Here is a 12,206-nt window from a genome sequence, read left to right as displayed (position 1 = left end):
CACATCAATTCGCTCAGGTATTCTTAGGTGATGGATTTAGTCTTCATCTTGATAGCGTTTGGCGCAGCTTTGTCCTGTAAAACTTTCACCTGTTTCTTTCCAGCATTTTGCGCTGGTAATTTTGCCTAAGTTGTATTGTAAGACGGCTTCAGGTTTCCCATCGTCATACCATATTTTATAGCTATTGTGGCGCACGCCATCACGATAATAGCCGTGGCGTTCCAGTTTCCCATTTTCAAACCACATTTTCAGGTCGCTGATTAATTTATTGTTTTGAAAAACTGCGGATGTCCAAGGTTTTCCATCTTTATACCAACGTTGGCGTAGACCATTTTCAACACCATTTTTATATTTCATGGAGAGGGCAATTTGACCATTGGGGTGCCATATTTTGTAATCACCCTCAGATTCGCCATCGATAATCGTGTTTTCTTGTTGTTTTAATCCATTTGGAAACCAGAATTGTAGTTTTCCTTGATAGCTGCCATCTCGATATTCGATTCGACTGCGTGGTTTGCCATTTGGGTAATAGCTTTCAAATACGCCTGAGCCAATTAGGTCATCTGGGAAATGCACCAAGTTCTCACATTCACCATTTTTAATTTTATGTGGACTGAGGAAAATAGTGGTGAGGGCATTGCCATTTGCATAGGTATATTGGTTTTCAAAAACACCTTTTTGTTTGCTTGGTGTGCTGAGTGCAATGCATTGGGGTTTGTTTTTCCAAGGGCTAAGATCTGGGTCTTCTTCTGACACGAAGACCACCATGTATTCATTCAGATAGCCATCGGCAAAGCTATAGATTGAGCATAATAAGAGGCAGGAACCTAAGATCAATTTTTTCATTGTTGGTATGCTTTTATATTTGAAAAAGTTAAAAATATTTGTTGTTGAATCGACGTTAAGCGTCATCATAAGGATTTTTTGTTTAAAAATAAACAGTTGATGAATTGAGTTTGCGATATATGTAGAACTCTTGAAAAGTACACAATTCAATTTTGAACTTCATCTTATACTTGAACTTTAAACACCATAAAAATAGTGCAATGAAAAAATTATCTCTAGCTTTGATTACTGTCTTAAGTTTGACAGCATGTACAGCCAATGAAGGCATGTTGGATTCATCTCAACACTTAAAACAAGCCGCTCCAATCTATTTAGCAAATGCACGTGTGGACGAGATTCAGTCCTTATTTAATCAAGCACAGACACAAGCGGTATTTGTCACATTTGATGGTCAGCGCTTGAACTATTTTGGTAATGATTTAAAGCGCGCCCAAACCGAGTACATTCCTGCATCTACCTTTAAAATGTTAAATGCTTTAATTGGCTTGCAGCATCAGAAAGCGACAGCCACTGAAGTTTTTAAGTGGAAGGGTGAAAAACGTGCTTTCCCATCATGGGAAAAAGACCTGACATTGGGCGAGGCGATGCAGGCCTCCGCTGTACCTGTTTATCAGGAACTGGCAAGGCGAATAGGCTTGGCGTTAATGCAACAGGAAGTCAAACGCGTAGGTTTTGGCAATACCAATATAGGCACACAGGTGGATAATTTTTGGTTGGTTGGGCCGTTGAAGATTACGCCTGAACAAGAAGTCCAATTTGCCTATCAGCTCGCAACAGAAAAATTGCCATTTGATGTCGCGGTGCAAAAGCAAGTCAAAGACATGCTTTATATTGAAAGCCGTGGCGATGCAAAGTTATATGCCAAAAGTGGTTGGGGTATGGATGTTGAGCCTCAAGTTGGTTGGTATACCGGTTGGGTGGATGATGGTCATGGCAAGATCACGGCGTTTAGTTTGAATATGCAGATGGCAGCGGGGGATGATGTAGGAGAAAGAAAACAGCTGACTTTGGATGTGTTGGATAAGTTAGGTGTGTTTTATTATTTGCGCTAATTTTTTGAATTTTGAATTTTGAATTTTGAATTTTGAATTTTGAATTTTGAATTGGCACGTCCTCGCTTTGCATTAGGTTTTAGCTTCCATTGCGTAGGATTTATCTTACTTTTGAAAGCACAAAAGTAAGCAAAATGCTTTTGTTTGCCTGAGGGCACTTCCGTGTGCCCCAGTCAAACGGGCGGACATCCATGTCGCTCGTCATGTGATTGAATTTCAGTTTTGATCTTTAGTTTTTTCAATTAAATAGTTAATGAAATTGGTACATGCTACGAGCATGAATTTGGCATCGATATAATTCAAATTAGATTCTTCTAGCATTGCGTGACGGATACCATCTCCATCTGAAGAGTAGCCGTACAGTTGGCTCAAACTGCTTTTAAGGGCAGGGTGTAATCCAAATTTATTTTCAATTATTTTTAGCGCTTGTCCTAGAGTTGCTTTTTTATCACTTATGATGATCTTGCAAATAGATTCAACAGCACAAATTGATTCTTTAATTGAATTTCTATAATCAGGGTTTTGACGATCGGACATAAGCGATAGCGCTTGTTTTAAGTGTTGTTGAACACCTGAATATGGATTTGAGTTTTGTAGTGCTTCTTCGATGGATTGGATTTCATGTTCTGATGTAATAGGTGTAATGCTTTTATTAATTAAGCGATATATGGATGCATGTTTTTCTAAAACTTTATTAATTTCATCTTCAAAAGATTGATAGCTATTTCTAATATCAGGAAAGGTATCGGATAAAATTTCAAGTAAATCATAAATTTCATTTGTTTTAGCCTGAAGCATATATTTTTTTAGTTTTTTAATAGCCTTATTTATATCAGTAGGTATTTGATCAATTGGTTCTATTAAGGCTTCGATATAGAAAGATATAAAGAAACTCTTTAATCCAGTGATTGTAGTAGGGAAGTCAGATAAGAGTGGATCACGATAGAGGGAAAAAACTAGTCCATAAGACATATTCCAAATATCTAAATTAAACTCTAGATTTGTATCTAAATTATCATTTAATGGAATTAAAACTTTATGACCTTCTTTCTCTGAAAACCGCATTATTACTCCAAATAAAAAACGGTGAATGAACCACCGTTTTAGCATAAATCTATGTATTTATAATCCTCCCCAGCCATTCTTTTTCACAGGAGGGAGTTTCCCCCTCTTTAAAAAGAGGGGGAAACTCCACTGAATTAATAATGGAATACTCCCTCCTTTATTAAAGGAGGGTTGGGGAGGATTCAATTACTTCAACATCGGCTTCAAGAACTTCGCTGTATGCGAAACTTTATTCTTCGCAACAACTTCAGGTGTACCTTCGGCAATAATCATACCGCCGCCTGCACCACCTTCAGGGCCTAAGTCCACAATCCAATCCGCGGTTTTAATCACATCCAAATTATGCTCAATCACCACAATGGTATTTCCCTTGTTGCGAAGCTCATGCAGGATGTCGAGTAACTTAGCAATGTCATGGAAGTGCAGACCTGTGGTCGGTTCATCAAGCACATACAAGGTTTTACCTGTATCGCGTTTCGCCAACTCACGTGCCAATTTCACACGCTGTGCTTCACCACCCGAAAGTGTTGTTGCAGACTGACCTAAACGGATATAACCCAAGCCGACTTGATTCAAGGTTTCTAAACGACGGTGAATCACAGGAATTGCGTCAAAGAAATGCATCGCATCTTCTACGGTCATTTCCAACACATCAGAAATGTTGCGACCTTTATACCCGACCTCTAAGGTTTCGCGGTTGTAGCGCTTGCCGTGGCAGGCATCACAAGGTACATACATATCAGGCAGGAAGTGCATTGCAACTTTGATCATGCCATCACCTTCACAGGCTTCACAGCGACCGCCTTTCACGTTAAATGAGAAACGACCTGCTGCATAACCACGAGCTTTAGCTTCAGGCGTTTGCGCAAACAGTTCGCGAATTGGGGTAAACAAACCTGTGTAAGTTGCAGGGTTAGAACGCGGTGTACGTCCAATCGGGCTTTGGTCAATATCCACGACTTTATCAAGGAATTGTAAGCCATCAATTGAGTCAAATTTTTCAGCAGTGAGTGTAGTTGCACCATTCAACTGAGTTGCTGCAAGTGGTAACAAAGTACGATTAATCAGCGTCGATTTACCTGAACCTGACACACCCGTCACGCAGGTCATCACACCTAAAGGAATAGTCAAATCGACATTTTTCAGGTTATGACCCGCAGCGCCCATTAACTTAATTTGCTCTTCAGGTTTAGGGGGTTGAATACGCTGTTTAGGCACTTCAATTTTTAATTTACCTGAAAGATATTGACCCGTGAGTGAATCTTTATTGGCAAGGATTTCTTCATAAGTCCCCTCGGCAATCACATGACCACCGTGTACACCTGCACCCGGCCCGATATCAATAATATGATCCGCTGCACGAATCGCATCTTCATCATGTTCAACAACTAAAACGGTATTGCCGAGGTCACGTAAGCGGACTAAAGTTTCAAGCAGGCGGTCATTATCACGTTGATGTAAACCAATCGAAGGTTCATCCAGTACGTACATCACACCCATCAAGCCTGCACCAATTTGCGATGCCAAACGGATACGCTGTGCTTCACCACCAGACAGGGTTTCAGCAGAACGCGATAGGCTTAAATAGTTCAAACCGACAGACACTAAGAAATGTAGGCGCTCACGAATTTCTTTGAAAATTTTATCGGCAATTTCGCCTTTGGCGCCACTCAAGTTGAGGTCTTGATAATAGTTTTCAGCATCACCAATCGACATTTTAGTGATCTGCGCGATGGTTTTATCTTTAACTCGAACATGGCGTGAAATTTCATTCAGACGTGAGCCACCACAAGCATCGCAGGCCGCATTGGATAAATACTGCGCTAGATCTTCACGCACATAGTTCGATTCGGTTTCACGGTAGCGACGTTCTAAATGCGGCAAAATCCCTTCAAAGGCTTGTACCCGTTTGTGCGAGCGACCACGTTCATCAATATAACTGAGATCAACTTTTTCCTTGCCTGTACCGTAAAGGAATTTCTTTTTGGTCTCGGCATCCAGTTCATTCCACGGGGTTTCCAAAGAATAGCCAAAATGATCGGCGACTTTTTGGATCATGCTGTAGTAATACGGACGTTGACGGTCCCAACCTCGAATCGCACCTTGGCTAATCGATACATCTGGACTTGGAATGAGTTTTTCAGCACTAAAATGGCTACGTGTCCCTAAACCATCACAGACAGGGCAGGCACCGAATGGATTGTTGAAGGAAAATAGACGTGGTTCAAGTTCCCCAACTGCACGTTCACATTCAGGGCAAGAGTGCTTGGCAGAAAATACGCGATCTTCTTGTTCGCCTTTCATCCACGACAAAATGGCAATATCGCCACCCATACGCAGTGCAGTTTCAAAACTTTCTGCAATACGGTTACCGAGGTCGTCACGGACTTTAAAACGGTCAACCACCACTTCGATGGTGTGCTTTTTCTTTTTGTCGAGTTCAGGCGGTGTATCAATATCAATCACTTCACCATCGACACGTGCACGGACAAAACCTTGGCCTTGTAATTGTTCAAATAAGTTGGTGTATTCGCCTTTACGGTCTCGCACCACAGGGGCAAGCAACATCAGTGCTGTGCCTTCTTCTAAGCCTTTGACTGCATCGACCATTTCTGAAACAGTTTGCGCGACCATTGGGAGGTCATGTTCAGGGCAATAGGGCGTACCTACACGTGCATAGAGCAGACGTAAATAGTCGTAAATTTCGGTGATGGTACCAACAGTCGAACGTGGGTTGTGACTGGTTGATTTCTGTTCAATCGCAATCGCAGGGCTTAAGCCCTCAATTGAATCGACTTCAGGTTTTTCCATTTGAGAGAGGAACTGACGTGCATAGGCAGACAGTGACTCGACATAACGACGCTGACCTTCCGCATACAAAGTATCAAAGGCCAAAGAGGACTTACCTGAACCGGAAAGCCCCGTAATTACCACAAACTTGTCGCGTGGAATATCGAGTGACACATTTTTTAAGTTATGGGTACGTGCGCCTCGAATACGGATATGACTTTGGCTCATGCAAGGGTCCTGAAAAGGGTGATCGAAAACTTGTATATGATAGCGCATGAAAATTGTTCAAGTGTAAATTAAACCTAGATTTATGCGTGGCTTTGTGAGAAAAATGGCCGAATCAAAATTTGACTGATCACGTAAATGCCAGTTTGCATGAGATGATCGGCAGGATAGGACAGGACAATGAACGGTTATTTTCACAAAATGCACATACTGGGCATGGCGACTTTAATGGCAACGACGCTTATATTGAGTGCCTGCGGAAAACATGCAGATGTAAAAGCGCAGAAATATGACAGCTTAGAAGAAGCGACCACGGCCTTAAATGCCGAAAGTGAAAAAATAGATGTATATATTGCTGAATTAGGGCAGGCTCAAACCGAAGCAGAAAAGAAAAAAATTGCCTGTGATAAAATTCCAAAGCAATACGATTTAATGCTGGCGATTGTCGATGCCAATCAACATCTGATTGCTCAAGATGAACAGAAAATTCAGGCCCAATTTAAACACTTGGCGCTAGAGCAAAAAGCACGATTTACTGGCAGTTTATGGTGTAAATAAGACAAATAATCCAAATTAAACAGGGTGGAGTCACTGTCTGAATAAAAGCAGCTTCATTGCAATTTTTATTCTCTTTGAATGAAAGCTTAAATCCATCAAATAGTTGCACCCATGCAGCGTGCAGTCGTTAAACTAGTGCATCCTCATGATTATTCTAAGAAGCTGATGCTGTCATTATTTCTAAAAAGCTTGATGGGTGCTGCTGTGGTTGTGCTAATTGCACTACTTTCTAAAAGCAAAGCATTTTACATTGCAGGTTTAGTACCTTTATTTCCCACTTTTGCATTGATTGCCCATGTCATTGTAGCGAATGATCAAGGGGCAGCCGCACTACAAAAAACCGCATTGTTTGGACTGTGTTCTTTAATTCCGTATTTTATTTATTTGTTGATGGTTTATCTGTTGGCGACCCGGTTGAGTCTGGTTGCCTGTTTAAGTGTAGCGACCGTAAGTTGGGTGATTGCCGCGGGTGTATTGATTTATGCTTGGCAAAGTTTTCACGCTTAAATGATGTTCAGTGTTGTGATTAGTTATTGATTAATAAAATAGAAGAATAATTAGATAATATTCATTTTTTCCAATGGTTTATTAGATTTAAGTGTGGTGTTTATCATAGATGAAATCTCTATAATGGCTAAAAAATGATTTGATAAAAAATAAAAGAGCACAGTATGTGGGTTAAAATTTTAGTTGGTATTTTGGGGCTTTGTTTAGGCGTTATGGCTTGGGCGGATGACACAAAAATCCTCGCCTTTGAGCAGTTTATTGCGCCAGAAGCAGGGCAAAGTTATAGCGCAAAAGCCTCTGCCATCGCACCCAATGCGCAAATGTGGTCGGTGGTCTATATGGTGTTACAGACCAATCAAGTTCCTGACGATACGGTATTGGATTTTAAGGTCGTACCACAGGGCATTTTATTCAAAAATAATCCAGCCAAAAAAATTGAAGAATATGGTTTTGAAGGAATTCGATTAGCCCAAAAGAAAGAATTTTCATTTTCACAGTATGCAGACTTTGCAGCATTAATTCAGGATCAGACGGGCAAAAAAATACAGGATGCTTCAGTCTTTGATGTCAGTCGTGCCCATGTGTATGCCCGAGTTGAAGATTGGGTGCCTGAATATAATTCACCATCGGCACAGCTGAGTATTGAACTGGGGCAAATGCATGAAATGGATGTGAAAGCTTTGTATATCCTGTTTGGGGAAGGTGAAAAGCCTAAAGACCTTGCCGCGATTGCTCAGCTTGATCCATTGGTGAAATCACAATTTCAATCCGAAGCCACCCAAGATCGTCATCGGGTACGTAGTGAAATGCGTGAAGCCAAATTTGCCATCTTTTTAGTGATGATTGGCGTTGGCATTTTCTTAGGCTGGTATCGTTTTAAACGCTAATCCTGCGTAAAACTCATGTTCAGTCAGCACAACGGTCTGAATGCCAAGACCGTTGTCGTGTTTTTTAAATATTTTAAATCGGCCAAGTGCGTTGTTGGTAAGCACTGTCCCAAAATAACCATTCGAGTTTAGCTGCATGCGTATAGGCGGCATGCATTTTTGCCAAAGTGTCTGCATCACATCGCGCTGCGACTTTGTCGATGGTTGCAATCACATTGCGTACAGCCGTGTTAAATTCCTCACCTGCATAGGTGTCAATCCAAGCTTGATATGGATTATTTGGCACAGATTGGCTGACAATCGCTTTACCCACTTCAGCATAAATCCAGAAGCAAGGCAGTAACGCAGCCAGTACCACAGGATAGCTTTCAGACCATGCGGTTGCCGTTAAATATGAAGTGTAATGATGACAGGCAAGAGTCAGTGGTGTGGTTTCAAACTGATCTTTGCTGATACCAAAACTTTGCATAAATCCATTATGTAAGCTGCGTTCGACCACAATGGCAATTTTCGCAGCCTCAGAAAATTGAATCACATCATCAGCATCAAAGGCTTTTGCTGCACATACTGCCAATGTCCGACCATAGGCCAACAAATAATGAGCATCTTGGATGACATAATGACTGAATGCGTCGCGGCTTAATGTGCCTTGTGCTAATTCTTGGTTAAAAGGTAAATTTAAAATCTGTTGATATAATTCAGCATTGTGCTGCCAAACTTTTTCTGAGAACTGCATGAGACTTTCCTGCACATAAAAATAATAATGTCAGTACATCATCCAATGATGACCTTTAAAGTATTCATCTTAAAGTGTTTATCGAAAATGTAACGAATAATTTGTGGTTTCATCATGGAAACACGTCATAATTGCGCCATTAAACTCATCTCTAAAATCAGTATTGTGCTGGTTTTTTATTCATATTGAATTAACAGGTCGATCTATCATGATGAAACATTTTGGTTTCTCAATCATTTTTACGATCGTGTGTCTGGCGATTGCAGCATATTGGGGCTTGAACCATGGCCCAAATGCAGGCGTACAAGCCATGCTCACAGCGCTGACCATTACTGCGATTTTAGCGGTCATGGAAGTGTCTTTGTCTTTTGATAATGCGGTTGTAAATGCATCCGTTCTTCGCGGCTGGGATCATTTTTGGAAAATGATCTTCCTAACTGTCGGGATCGTGATTGCTGTATTTGGTATGCGTCTCATCTTCCCGATTGTGATTGTGGCGGTTACTGCAGACATGGGGGCAATGGAAGTTGTCCAATTGGCATTAAATGATCCAATACAGTATTCAGCGAAGTTGATGGCACATCATGCAGAAATTGCAGCTTTTGGTGGTGCTTTCTTGTTGTTGGTATTCCTGAACTTCTTCCTCGATGAAGGTAAAGATACCCATTGGTTCCGTTGGTTAGAACGTCGTTTGGCCAATCTTGCAAACGTTCCTGCAATGTCCGTATTTATTGCCCTAATTGCTTTATTGGTTATGGCGGCAAATGTTGCTGAAGAAACACGCCTTGCTGTCGTGATGGCGGGTATTTGGGGTATCGTGGTTTATATCGGCGTTCAAGTGCTGAGTCACTTGTTGGGCGGCGAACCTGAAGTAGACGAAGACGGAAATGCGGTTGGACATGATGCCAATGGTGTACCTACAGGCGTGATTAAAGCGGGCTTTGGTGGTTTCCTTTATCTAGAAGTACTAGACGCGTCATTTAGTTTTGATGGTGTCATTGGTGCTTTTGCGATTACTTCGGATGTCGTGATCATCATGCTGGGTCTGGCTATTGGTGCAATGTTCGTGCGTTCAATGACCATTTACTTGGTCGATAAAGGCACTTTGGATGCTTATATCTTCCTCGAACATGGTGCGCACTATGCGATTGGTGCTTTGGCCTTCATTATGTTGGCGAGCGGTACGGGCCTACATGTGCCAGAAGTGGTTACAGGTCTTATTGGTGTGGCATTTATTGTGTGGGCGGTTATTGCATCCATTCAATATAAAAAGCATCAGGAAAAACTGGGTCACGAGTAACGCTATTTGCACTTCAGTTTCTAAAAAGCGCAGCATTGGCTGCGCTTTTTATTTGCCCGATGATGATGAACGTGAATTTAAATAAAAATCCTGCTGTGTTGCATGCTGAATGTCCTATAATCCCTGTCCATGATTAATGAATTTTTAACCAGCTATGATGAATGCTCTTGAACGACGCTCGACCTTTGCATTGAGCAGTATTTTTGCCTTGCGCATGCTGGGTCTGTTCATGATTATTCCCGTATTTTCTGTGGCAGGGCAGCAGTATGCAGGGGCAACACCTGCGTTGATTGGCTTGGCTGTCGGGATTTACGGACTGACTCAAGCCATCTTGCAAATACCATTTAGCTTGATTGCGGACCGCTATAGCCGAAAACCCTTGGTGGTTTTTGGCCTGCTGCTGTTTGCTTTGGGTGGTGCGATTGCTGCCATGTCAGACACCATCTATGGCGTGATTATTGGCCGTGCGATTGCCGGCGGCGGCGCAGTTTCTGCCGTGGTGATGGCACTTTTGGCTGACGTGACGCGTGAAGAACAGCGCACCAAAGCCATGGCAATGATGGGCATGAGTATCGGTCTTTCCTTCGTCATAGCATTTAGTTTAGGCCCTTGGCTGACAGGTCTGGTGGGAATCTCAGGATTATTTTGGGTGACAACGTTTATGGGACTTGCTGCAATTTCGATGCTGCTTTTAGTGCCGAAAGTCACCCGTCATCATAAAAATTTCCAACAAGGCTATCTGACTCAGCTCAAACAAGTGCTGAAAATGGGCGATTTAAATCGTCTACATGTGTCAGTTTTTTCATTGCATTTATTGCTGACTGCCATGTTTATTTATGTGCCTTCACAGTTGATCGAATCAGCTCATATTCCGCTACATTCACATGGTTTTGTGTATTTGCCATTGTTGGTGATTAGTTTGTTCTTTGCTTTCCCAAGCATTATTTTGGCGGAAAAATATCGCAAAATGCGCGGTATTTTCCTGACCGCAATCGGTGGGATCATTCTGGGTTTAGGTATTCTAATTTTTGGTTTTCAATCAAAATATATTTTGATTACAGGCTTAGGTTTATTCTTTATTGCCTTTAATGTGATGGAAGCATTATTGCCGTCATGGCTGTCTAAAGCTGCCCCAATTCAGTCTAAAGCCACGGCCATGGGTGTGAATGCCAGCAGTCAGTTTCTGGGCGCATTTTTTGGTGGTATGATTGGCGGGCAACTTCTCCTTTTAAATAATACTGCGATGGGATGGGGCATCTTGACGGTTTTGGCCGTGATTTGGCTCTTGATCAGTTTTGGATTGGCTCAGCCGCGTTATCTATCATCGATGGTCTTCAGCTTGCCGAATGATCAACAAACGGATGAATGGACTTCTCAGCTTTTGGCAATTCGTGGTATTGAAGAAGTTGTGGTGATGTCTGACCAGCAAGTGGCTTATGTAAAAGTGGATAAGCAGCAGATGGATGAATCTGCGCGACAACATTTAACGCACTTGTTAGGGAAAGAGGTAGCCATTTAAGCATAACTCTTATAAAGTAAATAATAGCAACAAATAGGAAGAATACGTCTGATGCGTGGTGTAAATAAGGTCATTTTAGTTGGTACTTTAGGTCGTGACCCTGAAACAAAAACTTTCCCAAATGGTGGTTCTCTCACTCAGTTCTCAATTGCAACAAGCGATTCATGGACTGATAAAAATACAGGTGAGCGTAAAGAGCAAACTGAATGGCACCGTATCGTGCTACATAATCGTTTAGGTGAAATTGCACAGCAATATTTGCGCAAAGGTTCTAAAGTGTATATCGAAGGTTCACTTCGTACACGTCAATGGACAGACCAAAGCGGTCAAGAGCGCTACACAACTGAAATTCGTGGCGAACAAATGCAGATGCTTGACAACAATCGCCAACAAGGTGAGCAAGGTCAAGGTGGTGATTTTAATCAACCACGTTTTAACAATCAGCAAGGTGGCAATAACCAAGGCGGTTATAACAATAACCAGTCTGGCGGTTACGGCAATCAGGGCGGTAATAATCAAGGTGGTTATGGCAATAATCAACCTGCTCAAGGCAATAGTTATGGCAACAACAACCCAGGTGGTTTTGCGCCGAAACAACAGCCTGCGCCGACACCAGCACCTGCAGATTTAGATGATGACTTACCGTTTTAAATTGTACAATACTTAATTATTGTATTTATTAAAGAGAAAGAGCTTGATTTATATCAAGTTCTTTTTTTTA

At 41.7% G+C, this 12,206-nt stretch carries 11 protein-coding genes; 7 read left to right on the top strand and 4 right to left on the bottom strand.

Annotated features, from left to right (window positions below; translation table 11 throughout):
- Positions 1 to 36: 36 nt before the first annotated feature.
- Positions 37 to 846, bottom strand: coding sequence for a toxin-antitoxin system YwqK family antitoxin (locus B9T33_RS01515; protein ID WP_171263544.1), 810 nt, complete (start codon positions 844 to 846; stop codon positions 37 to 39).
- A gap of 200 nt (positions 847 to 1,046) precedes the next feature.
- Between B9T33_RS01515 and blaOXA the strand changes: the two genes are divergently transcribed.
- Entirely contained in the window at positions 1,047 to 1,898 is an 852-nt protein-coding gene (gene blaOXA, locus B9T33_RS01510; protein WP_086177183.1) for a class D beta-lactamase, read from the top strand.
- Between the two features lie 216 nt (positions 1,899 to 2,114).
- On the opposite strand, the gene B9T33_RS01505 is transcribed toward blaOXA, so the two are convergent.
- A complete protein-coding gene (locus B9T33_RS01505; RefSeq protein WP_086177182.1) occupies positions 2,115 to 2,963 on the bottom strand; it encodes an AbiJ-NTD4 domain-containing protein in 849 nt (282 codons plus the stop codon).
- A gap of 186 nt (positions 2,964 to 3,149) precedes the next feature.
- On the bottom strand, positions 3,150 to 5,981 hold the full coding sequence (gene uvrA, locus B9T33_RS01500) for an excinuclease ABC subunit UvrA (protein WP_086177181.1): 2,832 nt from the start codon (positions 5,979 to 5,981) through the stop codon (positions 3,150 to 3,152).
- A 177-nt stretch (positions 5,982 to 6,158) separates the two neighbouring features.
- Between uvrA and B9T33_RS01495 the strand changes: the two genes are divergently transcribed.
- From B9T33_RS01495 to B9T33_RS01485, 3 genes are all read left to right on the top strand, one after another.
- Complete coding sequence (locus tag B9T33_RS01495) at positions 6,159 to 6,536, top strand: hypothetical protein (RefSeq protein WP_228145760.1); 378 nt, start codon at positions 6,159 to 6,161, stop codon at positions 6,534 to 6,536.
- Positions 6,537 to 6,701: 165 nt separating this feature from the next.
- Positions 6,702 to 7,043, top strand: a complete 342-nt coding sequence (locus B9T33_RS01490; RefSeq protein WP_086177328.1) for a GlpM family protein — start codon at positions 6,702 to 6,704, stop codon at positions 7,041 to 7,043.
- A 164-nt stretch (positions 7,044 to 7,207) separates the two neighbouring features.
- Positions 7,208 to 7,930: a hypothetical protein gene (locus tag B9T33_RS01485; protein WP_086177180.1), complete on the top strand. Its 723-nt coding sequence runs from the start codon at positions 7,208 to 7,210 to the stop codon at positions 7,928 to 7,930.
- Between the two features lie 73 nt (positions 7,931 to 8,003).
- On the opposite strand, the gene tenA is transcribed toward B9T33_RS01485, so the two are convergent.
- On the bottom strand, positions 8,004 to 8,666 hold the full coding sequence (tenA, locus tag B9T33_RS01480; protein ID WP_086177179.1) for a thiaminase II: 663 nt from the start codon (positions 8,664 to 8,666) through the stop codon (positions 8,004 to 8,006).
- Positions 8,667 to 8,874: 208 nt separating this feature from the next.
- Here tenA and B9T33_RS01475 point away from each other — a divergent pair, with 208 nt between their 5' ends.
- The 3 genes from B9T33_RS01475 to ssb all read left to right on the top strand — a co-directional run bounded on the left by B9T33_RS01475 (position 8,875) and on the right by ssb (position 12,136).
- A complete protein-coding gene (locus tag B9T33_RS01475) occupies positions 8,875 to 9,966 on the top strand; it encodes a DUF475 domain-containing protein (RefSeq protein WP_086177178.1) in 1,092 nt (363 codons plus the stop codon).
- 154 nt (positions 9,967 to 10,120) lie between these two features.
- Positions 10,121 to 11,485 carry an MFS transporter gene (locus B9T33_RS01470; RefSeq protein WP_086177177.1) on the top strand — a complete coding sequence of 455 codons (1,365 nt, stop codon included), beginning with the start codon at positions 10,121 to 10,123 and terminating at the stop codon, positions 11,483 to 11,485.
- A gap of 51 nt (positions 11,486 to 11,536) precedes the next feature.
- Entirely contained in the window at positions 11,537 to 12,136 is a 600-nt protein-coding gene (gene ssb, locus B9T33_RS01465) for a single-stranded DNA-binding protein (RefSeq protein WP_086177176.1), read from the top strand.
- Positions 12,137 to 12,206: the final 70 nt, after the last annotated feature.

Origin of the sequence: Acinetobacter sp. ANC 5054 (assembly GCF_002135295.1) — a bacterium.
In the GTDB taxonomy this organism is placed as follows: Bacteria; Pseudomonadota; Gammaproteobacteria; order Pseudomonadales; family Moraxellaceae; genus Acinetobacter.
Note: the sequence above shows the minus strand (reverse complement) of the source record. Positions and strands in the feature narration are given on the sequence as shown.

Excerpts from the sequence above, each read along its gene's own strand:
- B9T33_RS01490 (WP_086177328.1), top strand. The coding sequence starts at position 6,702 with ATGCTGTCATTATTTCTAAAAAGCTTGATGGGTGCTGCTGTGGTTGTG.
- B9T33_RS01495 (WP_228145760.1), top strand. The coding sequence starts at position 6,159 with ATGAACGGTTATTTTCACAAAATGCACATACTGGGCATGGCGACTTTA.
- ssb (WP_086177176.1), top strand. The coding sequence starts at position 11,537 with ATGCGTGGTGTAAATAAGGTCATTTTAGTTGGTACTTTAGGTCGTGAC.
- B9T33_RS01470 (WP_086177177.1), top strand. The coding sequence starts at position 10,121 with ATGATGAATGCTCTTGAACGACGCTCGACCTTTGCATTGAGCAGTATT.
- blaOXA (WP_086177183.1), top strand. The coding sequence starts at position 1,047 with ATGAAAAAATTATCTCTAGCTTTGATTACTGTCTTAAGTTTGACAGCA.
- B9T33_RS01485 (WP_086177180.1), top strand. The coding sequence starts at position 7,208 with ATGTGGGTTAAAATTTTAGTTGGTATTTTGGGGCTTTGTTTAGGCGTT.
- tenA (WP_086177179.1), bottom strand. The coding sequence starts at position 8,666 with ATGCAGTTCTCAGAAAAAGTTTGGCAGCACAATGCTGAATTATATCAA.
- B9T33_RS01475 (WP_086177178.1), top strand. The coding sequence starts at position 8,875 with ATGATGAAACATTTTGGTTTCTCAATCATTTTTACGATCGTGTGTCTG.
- uvrA (WP_086177181.1), bottom strand. The coding sequence starts at position 5,981 with ATGAGCCAAAGTCATATCCGTATTCGAGGCGCACGTACCCATAACTTA.
- B9T33_RS01505 (WP_086177182.1), bottom strand. The coding sequence starts at position 2,963 with ATGCGGTTTTCAGAGAAAGAAGGTCATAAAGTTTTAATTCCATTAAAT.
- B9T33_RS01515 (WP_171263544.1), bottom strand. The coding sequence starts at position 846 with ATGAAAAAATTGATCTTAGGTTCCTGCCTCTTATTATGCTCAATCTAT.